Raw genomic sequence first — 19,182 nt, forward strand, 5'->3', positions numbered from 1 at the left:
ACCACTAGAAACGAGAAGCCCTACCTCGACGCCATCGCCTACGAACCGGGCAACTGCCCCAGAGCCACCCTCGACTACCGCACCCCCACCCAAGCATTCAACGAACCCATCGCTACCACCCATTGACACCGCCGCCACATATTATTAGAATTAGAACGAGCTGCTTTGCATTCTCATTTCGCACTATCAATAGAGGAGGACGATGATGTCCTGTCGAAAAGTGTCTATGCTGGCTGTCGCTGCGGCTGGTGCTCTTGCTCTTACTGCGGTTAGCGTGCCCGCCGCCTACGCGACTGAAGAACACGTCACCAACGAGAGTAGTGTTGTTGCGGGTGGCGACCCCGGATGGACGTGTCCCCCCGAAGAACAGTTCCGTATTACTCCTAAAGTCATTACGTTGACCCCGGGGCAGCAGTACCAGATGTCGTGGTACTTCTGGTGGGATCCATACCACGACATGTGGTACGCAGTGGATACCTTGGATCAGAAAGTTGCAACTGCAACTGACCAGGGTCTCCTCACAGCTGTTGGTGAGGGCGATACACAAGTGGTTGTGTGGGTTCCGTATCACTTCTATCAGTGTGCCCGTGCTCGTGTTCAGGTTCGTTCCGTGTCTGAGGATGCGGGCATCGCCTTGGCGCAACCGTTATTTCAGGTTAAGCCTGGTTCAGAGCTGACCGTGGGAGCCTTTCTCACGCCTTCGCTCCAGGGGCAGCAGGTGACCTGGTCGTTGGAGCCTTCATCGTTGGGCGCAATGACAACGATTGAGGGGACTCTTCCCGCTGTCAAGCTTGCTGCTTCGGATGTGGAGGGAACGGGCACGCTGACGGCCAGCGTAACGACACCCTCGGGTGAGGTAAAAACGACGTCTGCGCAGGTTGAAGTGACAAGAAATGCGCCTTCAGACGAATTAAGGCCGGAAGCGCGCGTGGGAAAGTGGTTGCAAGATGCTCACGGTTGGTGGTATCGGAACCCGGATGGGACCTTCCCGGCCAATAAGGCGGTAGTTATTGATGGTGCCACTTATCGTTTTGATGAGCAAGGCTACATGCGCACTGGATGGGTACCTGAGGGGGACACGTGGTTCTATCACGATGCTTCGGGTGCTCAGGCGAGTGGCTGGGTGCAGGATGGTGGCTCCTGGTATTACCTGATGCCCGGTAGTGGTGCGATGGCGATCGGCTGGGTGAAGGACGGTGAGTCCTGGTACTTTATGCGTCCCAGTGGGATGATGATGACCGGTTGGGTCAACGATGGTTCTGCCTGGTATTACCTGTCCCCTGGCAGTGGCGCGATGGTCAAGGGCTGGGTGCAGGTCGGTAGCTCGTGGTACTACATGAACCCCGATACGGGAGCGATGATGGTCGGCTGGGTCAAGGATGGTAGCGCGTGGTATTACCTGAGACCCGGTAGTGGCGCGATGGCCACTGGTTGGCTGATGGATGGTGGTTCCTGGTATTACCTGAGCACTGACTCGGGTGCGATGTATACCGGTGGTCACTGGATTGGCTGGACGTGGTACAACTTCGCCGATTCGGGACGCCTCATGAGCTGACGCCTCACGCGAGAGGTTGAGCTGGGAAACCATGTGCCCGCGCCCCCGGAGAATCTCCGGGGGCGCGGGCCTTTTCTCACCCATACACCAAGCCATCTGGTCGATGGATGTCAGGGGAGTCTGCGCGAGGAAGAGTGAGATTGGAAAAGAGACTCGTTCATTGCCACTTCGACCATTAGGTCGATTCATCGACAAGGAGGACACGTGTATGCGGCTAATTGTTGGGTCCTGTCACCATAATCTGCGCGCTCGGTCGATTTGTCAGATGCGTTGGAAAGATGCTGTGAAACCCTAGATAAATTGGGCGCAATCATGCCCGTGCCCGATCCCTGAGTGCTCTCCGATCGTGTGGGTTGACGCAGGGTACCCCATGCAAAGAAGCGATACACTCACCGACACATGGTGAGAAGGTGAGTCTCAGGGGGTATCTGAAAACCCTTCGAAGGGATATGTTTGACATCGGGTATCGCGTTGCTAACACGGATCCCACCCTTACCAGCTGTCAATAGAAGGGGTTTCATATGTCCCATCGCAACTCAATTGTGCTGGCGTTTGCGCTCGCCGGCGCCCTGTCCCTGACCGGGGTAGGTGTCCCTGCCGCGCTCGCGGCCGACACGGGCGCATTCGGTCAGGTCAATGTTGCCGCCCCGCTGCGCGCCGATGCCGATGGGTTCACCATCGACGACGGCGTCCTCGTGTCGTACACGGGTAGCGCAACGCAGGTGCGCATCCCCGAGGGGGTGACCGAGATCAGCACGAACGCCTTCAGCGGTGCGCAGCTGACCAGCGTGTGGATCCCCGCGAGCGTGCGCACGATCGACGACTCTGCTTTCGCCGGCCAGCCGCTCACCCAAGTCACCTTCCAGGATGAGGACGCGCACCCCTCGCAGCTGGAGACGATCGGAGAGCGCGCCTTCGCCTACACCCATCTTGAGAGCGTCACCCTGCCTCGATCCCTCAAGACGGCAGGCCTCGAGACCTTCAGCGATATGGACAAGCTGCGCTCCGTCCACGTCGGCCCGAACGTCCAGGCCGACGGCCTGTTCGCAGCATTTGCGCGCACCCCGCTCCTGGAGAGCATCGAGGTTGACGCGGCGAACCAGAACTACCAGAGCCTCGACGGTGTCCTGTACACGAAGGATCTGACGCACCTGGCGACATACCCGCAGGCGAAGAACTCGGGCGGCTCGTACACCGTTGCCGAGGAAACCGCATTCATCGACGAGGGTGCTTTCGCCTCTGCGCAGATCACCTCCGTGACCCTGCCCTCGCATCTGCGTAACGTTGGCAAGGGTGCGTTCGTGGGGGCGCGGATCACGTCCCTGACCCTGCCTGACGCCTTCGAGTCCATGGACGACACGGCTTTCTGGTACATGCCCAAGCTGGAGCGCGTTGACCTGGGTGGTGCCACGATGCTGCCGGATAGTGCCTTCCGCTACGACAAGTCCCTCGCCGAGGTGAATTTCCGTCCCGACCTGAATCGCCTGGCCGAGGTCGGCGACTTCGCCTTCGATACCACCGCGCTCACCTCCGCCACACTCCCCGACTCGGTGACATCGATCGGTAAGGGTGCCTTCTCCAACGACACCGCGCTGACCTCTGTCCACCTGGGCTCGGGCATTGCCACCATCGGAGAATCCGCATTCGTGGACGCGAACAACCTCGCCTCGCTGACCGTGGACCCCGCCAACACGGTGTACTCCGTCGAAGACGGTGCCCTGTACAGCAAGGGCGACGCTGGTCGCACCCTGGTCCTGTACCTGCCCACGAAGACGGACACAGACGTGACGGTTCCCGACGGCACGGTCGCTATCGCTGATGCTGCCTTCGCGAACAACACGTCCCTGCGTCGTGTCGTCCTGCCCGAGGGCCTGACGACCATCGGCTACGGCGCCTTCGACGGCGATACGAACCTCACCGACATTGTCATCCCCGACTCGGTGACGGTCGCCCGCGGCCTGGTCAACAACGGCCTGGATACGATCGAGCTGGGTTCGAAGGTCACGGAACTGTGGATGACCCCGCGCGAGACCACCACCCCGCGCCACATCATCGTGCGCGGCGGAAACGACGGCGAGTTCTACTACGAGGGCAAGGCCTCCAACGGCCGTCCTGACAGTGCCTTCTTCGGCGAGGGGATGACCCGATTCACCTTCTGGTTCGACACGCCCCGCGTCCTGGTGCTGCCCTCGACCGTCGAGGAGATCAAGCTCGCCGCCGACATGGACGATGACCTCAAGGCGGGCACCGAGATCTACGTCGCCGCCCCCAAGGGCTCGAAGGCGTGGACGCTCACCGAGACTGCCATGAAGGACGCCGGCTACAACACGGCCAACCTCTTCGAGTACGCGAAGCCCCAGGTCACGGTGTCGGGCACCGGCATCAACGAGGCCGGGGCCGGGTACACGCTCACCAGCGCGGTGGGCACGCCGACGACCGTCAACGTCTCCGCGCAGGGCGGCACCCTGGGCGGACGCGAGCTGCGCGTCGTGCAGGTCGGCGCTGACGGCACCGAAACGGTCCTCCAGGATTGGGAGTCGATGCAGGGCAGCTCGGACGAGAGTGCGTCCACCGACTCCTACACGTGGACCCCGACCAGCGCTGATGTTTCCCTGCGCGTCGACGTGCGTCAGGACCCCCACGCCGTCACCTCGACGACCGTGACCCTCAAGGCCTCGTCTGATACGACGCCCGCCGAGGGTGCATGGGCCTGGGGCGCTCGCGGCTGGTGGTACCGCTACTCGGATGGCACCTATCCGGCCAACACGAGTAAGACCATCGACGGCCAGGTGTACCGCTTCGACGCGGATGGCTACATGCGTACCGGCTGGGTCTTTGACGAGGGCAACTGGTACTACCACACCCTCTCGGGCGCGCAGGCCAGCGGCTGGGTCCTCGATGGCGTCTCCTGGTACTACATGGATCCCGCCACGGGCACCATGGTCACGGGATGGGTCAAGGATGGCGCGCACTGGTACTACCTGAACCCTGCCAACGGCAAGATGCTGACTGGCTGGGTGAAGGACGGTGATGCCTGGTACTACCTGAAGCCCGGAAGCGGCCAGATGGTGACGGGTCGCGTCTGGATCGGATGGAAGTACTACCGCTTCTCCGACTCGGGCCAGTGGATCCACTAAGCGCCTGACGACAATGCATACCCACGCGTCGCGCCCGCCCTCCCCGGACTTGTTCCGGGGGAGCGGGCGCGCTCGCGAGGAGACGCGGGTGCAGCCGCTGGCCGCACCCGCCACATCGTGCGTCCATGCGAATGCAGCGCGCGATCACTCACCCTCATGCAGCTCAACACTTTAGGTGTGAAGAAAGCGAGCCGACAATGTTCCACTACCGACGCGTAGCGCTCACGCTGATAGCGGCCGGTGCTCTCGCATTCACGACGACCGGCGTGCCCGCGGCCTTCGCTGCTGACGCCGACGCAACCCAGGCCTCGTCGTCCCAGCAGGCCGGCGATGACTCGCCCAGCACGATCATCGTCCAACTCGACGCGCGTGATGACGGAGTCGACCGCGCAGTGTACTACGCGCAGATGAAGAAGCGCATCGGCGAGGCCGTGGCTGCGGCCAGCCCGGGCTCCACCATTTCCGATGTGCGCGACTACCTCCACGCCTTCGATGGATTCGCGATCCAGGCCCCCGCCTCGACCCTCACGGCGATCCGATCGACGGCCGGCGTGAAGGGCGCGTTCCTGGACGGCTATAACACGTTCGTCACCGACGAAGAGATCAACGGACAGTACCGCGCCGCTGCTGGCGGCGGCGACTCCGGCATCACGTCCGGAGCGGCAGCGCGGATGATGCGCGCCAACGCGGCCACCCAGAAGGGCCAGGGCCAGGTCATCGAGCTCATCGACAGCGGCATCGATACCTCGCACGAGGCCTTCGCCGGCGACATGGAAGCAGCGTCGCTGCGCCTCACGCAGGATGGGGCGGCTTCCCTGACCTCACAGCTGGGCGCAGGCAAGGCGGGAGTCTGGGTCAGCCCCAAGATTCCTTTCGCCTACGACTACGGTGACGGGGACACGAACGTGCTCGCCACGGACGAAGGAGACGACCATGCGCACGCTGCGAACACTCAGGGCACGCGCGTCGCCGCCCTCGCGGCCGCCAATGGGGGACAGTTCTCCGGAGCCGCACCCCAGGCGCAGCTGATCGTCGCGAAGGTGACGAAGGATCCGGGCAACAACGCGAGTGATGTCGACCTGCTGGCGGCGCTTGACGACGCGATGGTCCTGCGTCCCGACGTCGTCTCCGTGTCTTTCTCCAAGACCGAAGGAATGAGCGACGCCGCCGCGTCCCTCTATTCCCAGGTCTACGAGACCCTCGGCGCGCAGGGCACGACCGTCTACGCGCCCGCCGGGGACGTTGAGCGCTACGGGCGCGCGGACGACCCGGACAACGGCGCGCTCGGTTTCCCGGCCTCTTTTTCCTCGACCCTCGCGGTCGCCTCGGTCAACGAGCAGGAGATCATGGGAGCCATCACCTTCGGTGATCACCTGATCGGATACCGTCCCGTGACCCGCATGGGCAAGGGCGACGGACCAGGCTTTGACTCTCTCGCCGAGGGAACGTACCGCGTCGTCTACGCCGGTAACGGCTCGAGCGAGGACCTGACGAAGTACCTGGGCGCGGACTATGGGGACCTGTCCCACACGATCCTTCTCGAAGAGCTGGGAGGCACCGACTCGCGGGGCAAGGACGTGGAGGTCAAGCACAAGATCAAGGCCCTGAAGTCCCTGACGAGCAAGCCTGCAGGCGTTCTGCTCGGCCACTGGTACGACACCGAAACCCCTGTGAAGTGGTCGGTCGACCGCTGGTTTAGCATCCCGATGGGCACCATCACGACCTCGGATCGCAACCGCCTCTACGACGCGATCAAGGCCTCCGGCACCGGATCGATCGAGGTCAGCGTCTCGCCCTCCACGACTCTCACCGTGCCCGAGGGCCTGTCCGCGTCGGACTTCTCCTCGAGCGGTGCCACCCCTGACCTGCGGCTCAAGCCCGAGATCGCAGCACCCGGCGGCAGGGTCGCGTCCGCCACGCCCGGAAACGACTACGATAACGAGTCCGGCACGGCCGAGGCCTCGGGTCAGGCCGCCGCGGTCGCTACCCTCGTGCGTCAGCGCGTGGCATCCGACCCCGCCTTCGCGGGTCTGTCGGACGCCGAGAAGAACGCCGTGGTCACAAAGCTCCTGATGGGCACCGCACGCCCGATCGCGGATGCGCAGCAGGATGACGGTACCTTCTACTCGCCTCGCCGAGTGGGTGCCGGCCTGGTCGACGCTGCGGGGGCCACGACCTCGTTCGTGTACCCGAGCGTCGTTGGCGCGGCCAACCCGTCACGTCCCAAGGCTGACCTGGGTGAGGGCACCTCCGGCTGGAGCTTCCAGGTCACCCTCACGAACGTCTCCGACAGTGCGCGCACCTATACCCTCGGCGGCCAGGCGCTGTCCGAAAAGGTCGAGAGCATGCTGCTGTCGCACCACTCGACCAACTGGGCGGGGAAGGGCATTGACCTGACGTTCTCCGCGGACTCGGTGACCGTGCCCGCCAAGGGGGAAGCCACCGTGACCGTCACCGTGACCCCGCGCGAGGCCTTCGCCTCGTACGCGGCCGCGAACACCCCCAAGGGAACGTTCATCGACGGTGCCGTGACCTTCACGAGCACCGACGGGGCACCGAACCTCACCGTCCCCTACATGGGCTTCTACGGCTCCTGGGGCGCGCCCGCCATCTTCGACCAGGTCACCCCGAACAACCACATCAGCGGCTACGGGTCGACCTTCATGGATGGAAACCTCCCGTTCGGACAGCAGAGCCCCTTCGACGTCGAGGACGAGCGGATGATCAACGGGGTCAATCCCGACCTCTTCATCATCACCCGTTCGACGGATGAGAACGCGCGCAGGGGCGTGCGCCCGGGTACCGTGCTGCTGCGCTCCGTGTCTTCCCTGACCTACACCTTCGCCAACGAGGCAGGCCAAACCATCCGCACCTTCACGTGTGGGCGCGCGGATCGGTCCATCTACGACGTGCAGGAGCGCTCGCCGCGTACCGTCGAGGACTCTGTGCCCGGATGCGCCCCCTGGTTCTCCGGCTACGCGCCCGATGGAAGCGAGCTGCCGGACGGACGGTACACGCTGACGATCGAGGGCACGACCGAGGGGCCCTCGCCCTCAACCCAGCAGATCAGCTACGGCCTCACGCTGGACACCAAGGCCCCCGTCATCTCGAACGTGACGGTCAGTGGCGATGGTAATGAGCGAACGCTCTCCTTCGACGTCGCCGACTCCTCGCCCATATCGGCCGTCGGCTTCTCGGCCACCGCCGATGGCCCCATCGTCGAGCGCGGCGCCGAGGTCTACCCGACCGAACGCGGGGAGGATGGGCTGGTTCACCGCCACTTCGACATTGCGCTGAAGGATACTCTGGCCAGCATCGGTGGGGACCCGTCGTCCATCTACCTGCACGTGTGGGACTGGCCCGCCAACAAGGGAACGGCTTCGGTCGCCCTCAAGGCGATCCCCATGACGTCGCTGGCGCTCTCCCAGACGTCCGCGACGCTGAGGGTCGGTGAGACGCTGACGCTGAGCGCCACCCACGAACCCTCGGACGCCAACGTGACGGCACTTACCTGGTCCTCCTCGGACGAGGCCGTGGCAACCGTCAGTGCCACCGGCGAAGTCAGCGCGGTGGGCGCGGGCGACGCGACCATCACCGTGACCGACCCGACGCAGCCCAGCGTGACTGCCAGCGCCACCATTCACGTGAGCGCTCCCGCGCCCGAGGCGAAGAACGGAACATGGAAGTGGGACGGCCGCGGATGGTGGTACCGCTACGAGGACGGGACCTACCCCGCCGACACGACCCTCGCCATCGACGGGGCCACGTACCGCTTCGACGCGCGCGGCTACATGCGTACCGGCTGGGTCAAGGAACAGGGCTCCTGGTACTACCACAAGGCATCGGGCGCGCAGGCGAGCGGATGGGTCCTCGACGGTATCTCCTGGTACTACCTGGATCCGGCCACGGGTGCCATGGCGACCGGCTGGGTCAAGGACGGTGAGACCTGGTACTACCTCAATCCCACCACCGGCAAGATGATGACGGGGTGGCTCAAAGACGGCGGTGCCTGGTACTACCTGAAGACCGGGAGCGGCGCGATGGCCACGGGCCGCCTGCGCATCTTCTGGACCTGGTACACCTTCTCGGAGACGGGACAGCTGATCAGCTAGAACGCCACTGAGGTGGCTCCAGGCCCGCGGCCCCAGCATCGTGCTGGGTCCGCGGGCCTGCGCATCTGTCAAGGAGATCAGCGCCAAAATTCCCAGGGTTTTTTCAGGTTGTCTTGTCGTTGTCGCAAGGTTCGTCCGTTACACTCAATGTCATCACAAGGGAATACGGCACGGACCACGAGGGTCCGGGACATGCCGACGAAACTTTTTCGAGGAGCTTTCTGGGAAGACTTGCACTGTGTTGATGGGATAAGCCGAGGGGCCGACCGCCAGGTCGGCCCCTCGGCTTATGCGCTGCCGTGCACAAAATGTCAATGGGTGGACGCTGCTGCTCTCTATCGGACATGCATACTGCACAACTGGGAGAACTTGCGCATAATGGGACGGCGCGCCACGCGGGTGCGCAACTCATCGTCACGTCGTCGATACGTAAGTGAGCCATTGATGTCCCATCACTCCACCCCGGCACTCGCCCTCGTCGCCGCCCTTGCCCTGACCGGCGTGAGCGTTCCGGCGCTCGCGGTGAGCCCCCAGCCGGGCGGTGTCCTCCCCGCCAACCCTGCCCAGGCCTCGTCCCCCGAGGCGCGCACGGGCACGCGCGTCGAGGACCCCCTCCTCTCCATCCGTCAGGCCGAGGCCGGGGGAGTGACCCTGCCTGACGCCGCCTCTACGCAGGAGGTGGCCGACGACACCCCGACGACGATCATCGTCCAGCTCGAGGAAGCCGCGGTCGGCGGCTCTGCACCGGCCACGCGCGACGAGGTCAAGGCCCGCATTGCCTCGGCGGTTCAGGCGGCCGTGCCTGGCGCGAAGGTCACCACCGTGCGTGACTACACGAACGCGCTCGACGGCTTCGCTATCGAGGCACCCGGTTCCGCACTCTCCGCCATTCAGAAGGTCCAGGGCGTGAAGGTCGCGTTCATCGAGGGGGTGCACAAGCCGCTGGAAACCAGCGCGGATGGAGCGGGTACACCCGTCCTCAAGAACGCCTCCTCCCTGGCAATGACGCGCGCGGCCGAGGCTGCCCAGAAGGGCGACCGTCAGGTCATCGAGGTCATCGACTCCGGACTGCAGACCGACCACGACGCCTTCGCCGGCTCGATGGACGGCGTCGACGTGCGCCTGAGCCAGGCCGACGTTCAGGCCTTCGCGAGCAAGCTGCCGCACGGGTCGTCCGGAACCTACGTCAACAGCAAGATCCCCTTCGCCTACGACTACGCCGACAACGACGCTGACGTTGTTCCCCACTCCGAGAAGGACCTGTCCCACGGCACGCACGTCACCGCGATCGCGGCCGCCAACGCCGACGTCCTGCAGGGCACCGCGCCCCACGCACAGATCGTCGTCGCCAAGGTGGCCTCCGACGCGGATGGGTCGATGCCCGATAGTGCCCTCCTGGCCGCCCTCGACGACGCGCTCGTCATCAAGCCCGACGTCATCAACCTCTCCCTAGGCGACGACGCTGGCATGAGCAGCGACGCCGGCAGCGTCTTCGCCGGGGTGTACGAGAAGCTGAATGCCGCTGGCATCACCGTCAACGCAGCGAGCGGCAACGCCTTCTCCAACGCGTACGGCAACAACTCCGGCCAGAACAAGCCGTTCGCGACAGACCCCGACACGGGCACGCTCGGCGAACCTGCCTCCTACAAGTCCACCCTGGCCGTCGCCTCGGTCGACAACCAGGAGGCCCTGTCCTACGTGACCCTGGGGGACCGTAAGATCGCCTACCGCGCCGCGCTCGACGGCCAGGGCGAGGCAGTGCGCAGCCTGCGCGACATCCCCGAAAAGAGCTACCGCGTCGTCGATGCCGGCGCTGGCGGCGGCGACGAGCTCGACAAGTACGCGGGCACCAACCGGTTGAGCCTCGCCGACGCGATCGTCCTCGAAGACAAAGGCGGCACCGACACCCGGACCGGTACGGCGATGACTGACGATCTCAAAGCCTCGTACCTGACGGGCTTCCCGTCAGCGCCCGCGGCCCTCATGATCGCCGACACCGACGAATCGACCACGCCCTACCAGTCGTTCCTGGGGACCACGACCTCGATGCCGACGGTGACCATCACCAAGAAGGACGGCGAGGCGATCCGTGAGGCCCTGGCCGCTGCCAATGGCGCGGACGTGTACCTGACCGTGACGCACTCGGGCATCGTGCTGGCCTCGAACAACCCGACGGCCTCTGAGTTCTCCGCGTGGGGCGTGGCCCCCGACCTGACGCTCAAGCCTGAGATCGCGGCCCCCGGCGGCGACATCATGTCCGCGTACCTCGGCAACGAGTACCAGCGCCTGTCGGGCACCTCGATGGCATCCCCGCAGGTCGCGGGCATTAGTGCCCTCGTGCGCCAGCGCATCGCGGGCGACCCCGCCTTCTCCGGTATGGGCGCCAAGGAGAAGAACGCCGTCGTCACCAACCTCCTCATGGGCACCGCCCACCCGCTCATCGACGTCGAGCTGGGGGACGGCACCTACTACTCGCCGCGCAAGGTCGGTGCGGGTGCCGTTGACGCGGTTGCCGCCACCACCGCGACCGTCTACCCGACCGTCGTCGGAGCCGCCGATACCTCCCGACCCAAGGCCGACCTCGGCGACGGAACGAACGGCTGGACCTTCCAGGTGCGCCTGACCAACCTCTCCGACGCCGCCCACACCTACACGCTCGGCGGACAGGCCCTGTCCGAGATGGTCGAGGAAGGCCTCTTCCTCGAGCACTCGCAGAACTGGGCGGGCGCGGGCATCTCGCTGTCCTTCTCCGGTGATGGCCTCGCCGAGGCCGGGGGCACCCAGCAGGTCACTGTCCCCGCTGCATCGACCGTGACCGTGAGCGTCACGGTGACCCCAGAGGCTGAGTTCGCGGCCTTCGCCGCGCAGAACACCCCGCAGGGAACCTTCATCGACGGTGCCGTGACCTTCACGAGCGGTGACGAGACGCCGAGCCTGACCGTCCCCTACCTGGGCTTCTACGGCTCTTGGGGTGCCCCTAGCGTCTTCGACGGCAAGTGGTCGGACAACGAGACGACGCCCGTGCACGTCTACCGTTCCGCGCTGGTCAACGCCCACTCGTCCATCCCGCTGGGCGCGCTGAACCCGCTGTCGGACAAGCAGGACTCGAACCTGGTTACCACGATCAACACGCAGCGCCTCATCACCTCGCGCGCCAAGTGGGCGGGAGCCCCCGACAAGATCGCGCCGATGACCGGCATGCTGCGCTCCGTCCCCTCGATGACGCTCACCTACCGCAACTCCGCGGGTCAGTCCGTGCGCTCCTACACGATCAACCGCGTGCGCAAGTCCCTCTACGACCTCGAAACCGGCTGGACGAAGCCGGGCGAGTTCGCCGGTGAGGAGCCCTTCTTCGACGGTTACGACCAGTCCGGAAACGCGCTGCCCGACGGACGCTACACGCTGACGATCGAGGCTGCGACGGATGGACCATCCTCGCGAACGCAGCAGATGAGCTACGAGTTCACGCTGGACACGAGCGCACCCGTCGTCTCCAACCTGACGGTGAGCGGCGAGGGCGACGCGCGCACCGTATCCTTCGACGTCACCGACTCCTCGCCCGTGGCCGGTATCGACTTCCACGAGGATGCCGACGGCGCGTGGTACTACCGAAAGCTCGTCGAGGACGATGGCGAGATCCTGGCCGACGGCTCGCACCGCTACCACTTCGACGTGCCCGTCTCCGAGCTCACGAGCGCGTGGGTGAAGCAGGGGCGCACCGACGAGGCCCCGGTGACCCCCTACCTGTACGCCTGGGACTGGGGCGTCAACCCCGCCAAGCAGGAGGTTCGCCTCCAGGGCGACCCCGCGCCTGCGCCTTCTGCGGACCCGACCCCGGCGCCGACTGCTGAGCCGACGCCTGCTCCGAGTACGGACCACACCCCTGCGCCGACTGCTGAGCCGACGCCTGCACCTGAGCCGTCCCCGGTGCCGTCGTCGGACCCGACGCCTGCTCCGTCTCCGGATCCCACTCCCGCTCCGTCTCCGGATCCGGTTGCTACCCCGCAGGGGGGAGCGTGGATCAAGGATTCGGTTGGCTGGTGGTACCGCTATGCGGATGGGACCTATCCGGCGAGCCAGAGGGTGCAGATCGGCAATTCGACGTATCGCTTCGGTGCGGATGGCTACATGCGTACCGGCTGGGTGAGCGAGGATGGCGCGTGGTTCTTCCATGATGCGTCGGGTGCGCAGGCGAGTGGCTGGGTGAAGGATGGTTCGTCCTGGTATTACCTGGATCCGGCGTCGGGTCGTATGGTGACCGGTTGGCTGCTCGATGGCCTCACCTGGTACTACCTGATGCCCGGTAGTGGTGCGATGGCGATTGGGTGGGTCAAGGATGGTTCGTCCTGGTATTTCATGGCTCCCAGTGGGGCACTCACCACTGGTTGGGTGCTGGATCGTGGTTCCTGGTATTACCTGAGCACCGACTCTGGCGCGATGTATACCGGCGGTCACTGGATTGGCTGGAAGTGGTACTACTTCGCCGACAATGGCCAGTGGAACGGCTGACGCCTGACGCGAGGCATTGAGCTCGTACGAGGTCGTGTGCGCCCCCGGGAGACCGGGGGCGCACACTCGTTGTGCTCCCAATTGTCTGCGGGGTCAAAATCCCAGGGATTTCTCAGCCGCCCTTGCCGTTGCCGCAAGGTTGGGGTCCTACACTAGGTGCCATCACAAGGGAATACGGCACGAGCCACTCGGGCTCAAGCGATGCCGACGAGAGACATGTTGAGGAGCTTATTGGGACTACTTGCACTGTGTTGATGGGATACGCCGAGGGGCCGACCGCCAGGTCGGCCCCTCGGCGTATCTGCATCCAGGACGATCAGTGATGCAACCGTGTGCGAGTGTTCCATGTCGTTGGCGTGCTGGCCTTCGGGTCTGCACTACTGAGTTTGTGCGGCGGAGTGTGGTGAGCACTCTGCGCTACTGAGTTTGTGTGGCGGTGCCTGCACTGTGGATTTTCTGTGGCGGAGCGCGTGTGGCGGAGTGCGTGTGGCGGAGTGCGTGTGGTGGGGCCTGTGGTACTGAGTGTGGTGAGGGGTCTGCTCTGTAGGACCGCCTCTGTTTTGGATGTGTTTCTCAGCGCCCACCAATTTCGCATGCAATTCCCTCCAAAAATCATATTAGTCTGTTTCAGTTCGCATTCGTGTGTCACTTGTGTTTTGGAATTGCATGCGACTTTGGGTAGTGAGGCTCGCATGTGCTGCGGGCTGTGCTGGGCATGAAAAACCGGGGCGCGCCAGGCATATCGCCCGACGCGCCCCGGCCTCGTCAGTTGGAGACCCTGAGTGTTACTCAGAGGCGCTCAAAACCGGCGTCCCACGCTGCGCGCATGGGGTTCGCGTCGGCGACCAGCTGATCGAAACGCAGGTCGGCGATGTCGATGACCTCGCCGAGGGCGAAGCGAGCCTCGCGAGCAGGGGAGTGCTCGACGCGGCGCCAACCCGAGGACAGCAGGTGCTTGCGGTCCACCACGTTGTCCACGCAGATGACCAGCGGACGATTGAACTTCTCGCGGTAGGCGGCAGCCAGAGCGCGCAGCTCCTCGGCCTCCTCAGAGGACACCTCACCCACGGACAGCGACGAGGTATCCGAGCTCGCCTGCTCGTCGCCTGCGCCGTCGAGGACCAAGGAAACGACGTCCGTGTAGGAGGCGATGAGCTCCTCGGCCTCCTCGGGGGAAGCCGACAGGACGGCGTCCTCGAAGGAGGAACGCAGCTCGGACACGGAGGCAAAGGGACGGGACTCCCAGGCGCGCTCGACCGGCCACGTGTGCGAGGAGAACATTGAGGAGAAGGTGGCGACGAACTGGTCGCGATCCATCGCGTTGACGTCGTCCAGGTTGATTTTCCTGCCGTCCACCACGGCCACGTCCGGCGAGGCGGGGCGTCCGATGTGGAAGAACAGGAGGTTCAAGATGATGGCCGTCAGCGAGCCGATGGTCACGCCGGAACCGAAGATGATCTGCAGCCAGGAGGGCATGACCGTGACGATGCCGGGCTTCAGCGTCACGAGGAGGGCGAGGCCGATTGACGTGGAGACGATGACCGCGTTGCGGTTGTCTCGCAGGTCGACCTTCGACAGGGTCTGGATGCCAACAACCGCGACGTTTGCGAACATCGCCAGGGAGGCGCCGCCGATGACGGGCTGCGGGATCGCCGCGACGATGGCCGCTGCCTTGGGCAGCAGGCCGAGGATGATCATGAAAACACCTGCTGCGGTGACGACCCAGCGCGACTTCACGCGGGTCAGGCGCACCAGGCCGACGTTCTGCGCGAAGCAGGTGTAGGGGAAGGAGTTGAGGACACCGCCCAGCAGGGTGGACAGGCCGTCGGCGCGCAGGGCGTTGGCGATGTCGCGCGGGGCGATGCGCTTGCCCACGACCTCGCCGGTGGCGAAGACGTCGCCCGTGGTCTCCACGGCGGTGACCGCCATGACGATGATCATGGCGATGATTGCTGTCAGCGAGAACTTCGGGATGCCGAAGTAGAAGGGGGTTGTAATGGCAACCCAGCTGGCCTCGCCGACGCCGGAGAAGTCGGTCTTGCCCATTGCGAAGGCAACGGCCGTCATGATCAGCAGCGCGAGGAGGACGGAGAGCGTTCCCATGAAGCCCTTGAAGAGGCGCTGAATGATGATGATGATCGCGATGGTGCCAAATGCGAGGCCGAGAGCCTCGTACGTCGAGGCCGTCTTCGCTGCATCATCAGCCGCCTTATCGGCCCAGGCGACGATGTCTCCGGCGGAGACGGACAGGAGTGTCGTGCCCATGACCGTCAGCAGGGTGCCCGTGACGATCGGCGGGAAGAAGCGCAGGAGCTTGGCGAAGAACGGGGCGACGAGGAAGACGATGAGGCCGACGGCGATGATGGAGCCGTACATGGTGGCCAGACCGGTCCTTGGGTCGGCACCGGGGGGTGTGGCCGCCGCGCCGATCGCGATGAGGGGGGAGACGGCGGTGAAGGTGACGCCCTGAATAAGGGGGAGCTTCACGCCGATGAAGCGACCGATGCCGGCCGACTGGATGATGGTGGCGATGCCACAGGTGAGCAGGTCTGCGTTAATGAGGTGGACCAGCGTGTGATTGTCGAGCCCGAGGCCGGAAGCGATAACGAGGGGGACGACCACGGCACCTGCGTAAAACGCGAGGACGTGCTGAATACCCAGAATGGTGAGTTTCCCAAAGGGGGGAACTTGATCGACGGGATGGGGAGCGGACGAGGGGCTTGATGCCATCTGTGTCTCCTGGACATTTATCCAAGTGTTGAAGGGACTCATCCATTGTCTGTGATCAGGGGGCAGATTTTACGAGTTATTTAAAAAGTGTGGCGAGTTATATCTTGTTTCTCCTTGTCGTCGGAGGTGTGAAGTGGGCGAGTTGTTGGAGGTCGGGGTTGAAATGTCGCGTTTTGTCCCTCCGTTGATGGTTGTGAGGTGGTGGACTTAGTCGTCGCCTGTCGTTGGTTTCCGTCTCGCTTCGTGAACGATGGGGTGTGAAGCGGGGGACGTGCGGGCGTCCTCGGGGAGCGATTGGCCATCGATGTTTGTCAGGTGTTATGAGAGGGGTCTGCCCTCGGTTGTGGGAGGCATTCCTGTTACTGGGAAACGTGCCGGTGATACCGCATTTGAAGGTGGTGAAATAACAACCACTCGGCAAGTTTGAGTGACCTGAGACACAGAATTAACGGTTTTTGGGCAAAAAAACGAGGATTTTTCGTGAAATCCGCGAAATCCTGCCCTAAAGTCGGCGAAATCGTCGAAGATTTCGTAGTGTGTCATTCGTGGCCACGAAAGTGGTAACCAAGAACGAACAGGAATGAGGTTTCTCAATGTCCGTGAACCGTACCGAGCTTGTCGCTCAGATTGCCGAACGTGCCGACCTGACCAAGGCGAAGGCCGACGAGGCCCTGGCTGCCTTCCAGGCCGTCCTCGTTGAGTCCCTGGCTAAGGGCGAGGCCGTCAAGGTCACCGGCCTGCTCTCGGTCGAGCGTGTTGAGCGCGCCGCCCGCACCGGCCGCAACCCCCGCACCGGCGAAGAGATCAAGATCCCCGCTGGCTACGGTGTCAAGCTCTCCGCTGGCTCCACCCTGAAGAAGGCCGTCTCCAAGTGACGCGCTGACGACAGCGAAGCGTGTGGGGCGCGACCGCGTGGTCGCGCCCCACACGCGTCTTTGTGGCCATGATGCCGCCGCGATGGGCAGTGGCGCCCCGGCATGCTCGTGGCCGTTGGAACCGCATAGTGTTCTGCCGCGCATGACGGTGCCCCCGGCCTGATGACTCAGGCCGGGGGCACCGCTTGGAGCTCGCATGAACGTATGTGTCAGGCGTCCACCTTTTCCTTCACGCTCAGCTGCAGGAGCGGGTGGTGGCAGGCCACGCGGTGCGTCTCATCCGTGAGCATGGGCTGCACCTTGCACTCTTCGCCCGCAAACGGGCAACGCGGGCGGAAGCGGCAACCCTCGGGCGGGTTGATGGCGCTCGGCGGCTCGCCGGTGAGCTTGATGGCATTCTCGTCGTGCTTGAACTCCGGGTCGGGCACGGGAATCGAGTCGATGAGCGCCTTCGTGTAGGGGTGCTTCGGGTTCTTGACGACCTCGGAAGCTGGGCCCTCCTCGACGATGCGGCCCAGGTACATGACGCCGATGCGGTCCGCCATGTATTGGACGACGGCCAGGTCGTGGCTGATGAACAGGTAGGACAGGCCCAGTTCCTGCTGCAGGTCCTTCATGAGGTTGAGGACCTGTGCCTGGACGGAGACGTCAAGCGCGGAAACGGGCTCGTCCGCCACGATGAGGTCGGGTGCCAGGGTCAGCGAACGGGCGAAGCCGATGCGCTGGAGCTGTCCGCCCGAGAATTCGTGCGGGTAGCGGTCGAGGATCTCTTCGGTCAGGCCGACCTGTTCGAGGATCTCCAGGATGCGCTCGGCGATCTGGCGAGCGTTGCCGGTCTTCTGGATGCTCATGGGCTCGGCCAGGATCTGGTCGATGCGCATGCGCGGGTCCATCGCCGCGTAGGAGTCCTGGAACATCATCTGCACGTCGCGGTGGATGCGCACCGCGTCGCGTCCCTTGAGCGTGGCCAGGTCGCGTCCATCGAGCTCGATGGCACCACCCGAGGGCGGCTCAAGGCCTGCGATGAGACGGCCCACCGTGGACTTACCACAGCCAGATTCGCCGACAAGGCCGTAGGTCTCGCCCTTCTTGACCGTGATCGAGACGCGGTCGACGGCGGAGACGACGCCCTTTTCGCGCTTGAAGAAGCCCGATCCGGCCGACTCGTACTCGCGCGAAGCCTCCTTGACGTCGAGCAGCGTTTCGTGGGAGATCTGCGGGACGTCCGCGGCCGCACCGTCGGTCTTGTTGGAATCCAGCTTGCCCTGGAGGACCGCGGGAGACTCGTCGCCTTCCTGAACCGGGTGGAAGCAGGAGAAGGTGTGGGTCTCGTCGCCGCTCAGGTCCGGGTAGCCCGCGCGGCACTCGTCAGTGGCCCACAGGCAGCGGGCCGCGAAGCGGCAGCCCACCGGCAGGTTGGTCAGCGACGGGGGAGCGCCAGGGATGGAGAAGAGCTTGGTGCCGGCCGCGAGGGCGCGCTCAGGCAGGGCCGCCATGAGCGAGCTCGTGTAGCGGTGCTTCGGCTCGGTGAACAGCGTCTTCGTCGGTGCGGTTTCAACGATGCGTCCGGCGTACATGACGGCAACGCGGTCGGTGTGACCGGCCACAACACCCAGGTCGTGGGTGATGAGGATGACGCCCATCTTGTATTCGTCGCGCAGCTCGTCGATGAGGTCGAGGATCTGCATCTGCGTCGTCACGTCCAGGGCCGTCGTGGGTTCGTCCGCGATGAGGATGCGCGGCTTGCACACGAGGGCCATGGCGATCATGACGCGCTGACGCATACCGCCCGAGAGCTGGTGCGGGTAGTTGTTGATGACCACCTCGGGACGAGGCATACCGACGCGCTTGAGGATCTCGACGGCGCGTTCGAGGGCTTCCCTCTTCGACAGGCCCTCGTGCACGCGCAGCGGCTCGCACACTTGAAGGCCGATTTTCATGGTCGGGTTCAGGGAGGTGAGCGGATCCTGGAAGATCATGCCGACCTTGGTGCCGCGCAGCTTGCGCTTCTCCTTGAGCGGCAGCTGGGTGAGGTCCTGTCCGTCGAGGATGATCGACCCGGAGGAGACCTTGCCGCCCTGGGGGAGAAGCCCCATGAGAGACAGGGCGGTCATGGTCTTGCCGGAGCCGGACTCGCCCACGATGCCGAGGGTTTCGCCGGGGTTCACGTGCAGGTCGACGCCCGAGAGGGCACGGACCACGCCGGAACGGATCTCAATGTCGGTGTGCAGATCTTTGATCTGGAGGAGTGGAGTATTCATAGT

General features: G+C 64.4%; 7 protein-coding genes and 1 pseudogene. 6 read left to right on the forward strand and 2 right to left on the reverse strand.

Features of this window, described 5'->3' with window-relative positions:
• The 5 genes and pseudogenes from O3684_RS06650 to O3684_RS06670 form a co-directional block, all read left to right on the forward strand.
• Window positions 1-126, forward strand: a pseudogene (locus O3684_RS06650) (IS30 family transposase); the annotation flags it as partial.
• Between the two features lie 79 nt (window positions 127-205).
• Window positions 206-1,555, forward strand: a complete 1,350-nt coding sequence (locus tag O3684_RS06655) for an N-acetylmuramoyl-L-alanine amidase family protein (protein WP_500065838.1) — start codon at window positions 206-208, stop codon at window positions 1,553-1,555.
• Window positions 1,556-2,076: 521 nt separating this feature from the next.
• A complete protein-coding gene (locus O3684_RS06660; RefSeq protein WP_500065840.1) occupies window positions 2,077-4,692 on the forward strand; it encodes a leucine-rich repeat protein in 2,616 nt (871 codons plus the stop codon).
• Between the two features lie 197 nt (window positions 4,693-4,889).
• Window positions 4,890-8,804, forward strand: coding sequence for a S8 family serine peptidase (locus O3684_RS06665; protein ID WP_500065842.1), 3,915 nt, complete (start codon window positions 4,890-4,892; stop codon window positions 8,802-8,804).
• Between the two features lie 444 nt (window positions 8,805-9,248).
• Window positions 9,249-13,313 (forward strand): S8 family serine peptidase, encoded by a 4,065-nt coding sequence (locus O3684_RS06670; RefSeq protein ID WP_500065843.1) that lies wholly within the window; start codon window positions 9,249-9,251, stop codon window positions 13,311-13,313.
• Window positions 13,314-14,102: 789 nt separating this feature from the next.
• Here the strand turns inward: O3684_RS06670 and O3684_RS06675 are convergent.
• Window positions 14,103-16,043, reverse strand: coding sequence for a solute carrier family 23 protein (locus O3684_RS06675; protein WP_500065844.1), 1,941 nt, complete (start codon window positions 16,041-16,043; stop codon window positions 14,103-14,105).
• Window positions 16,044-16,636: 593 nt separating this feature from the next.
• On the opposite strand from O3684_RS06675, the gene O3684_RS06680 reads away from it, so the two are divergent.
• Window positions 16,637-16,918, forward strand: a complete 282-nt coding sequence (locus O3684_RS06680) for an HU family DNA-binding protein (RefSeq protein WP_003790058.1) — start codon at window positions 16,637-16,639, stop codon at window positions 16,916-16,918.
• 209 nt (window positions 16,919-17,127) lie between these two features.
• Here O3684_RS06680 and O3684_RS06685 read toward each other — a convergent pair whose 3' ends face one another.
• Window positions 17,128-19,179 (reverse strand): ABC transporter ATP-binding protein, encoded by a 2,052-nt coding sequence (locus tag O3684_RS06685; protein ID WP_500065846.1) that lies wholly within the window; start codon window positions 19,177-19,179, stop codon window positions 17,128-17,130.
• Window positions 19,180-19,182: the final 3 nt, after the last annotated feature.

Origin of the sequence: Pauljensenia sp. 20925_1_27 (genome assembly GCF_041432835.1) — a bacterium.
In the GTDB taxonomy this organism is placed as follows: Bacteria; Actinomycetota; Actinomycetes; order Actinomycetales; family Actinomycetaceae; genus Pauljensenia.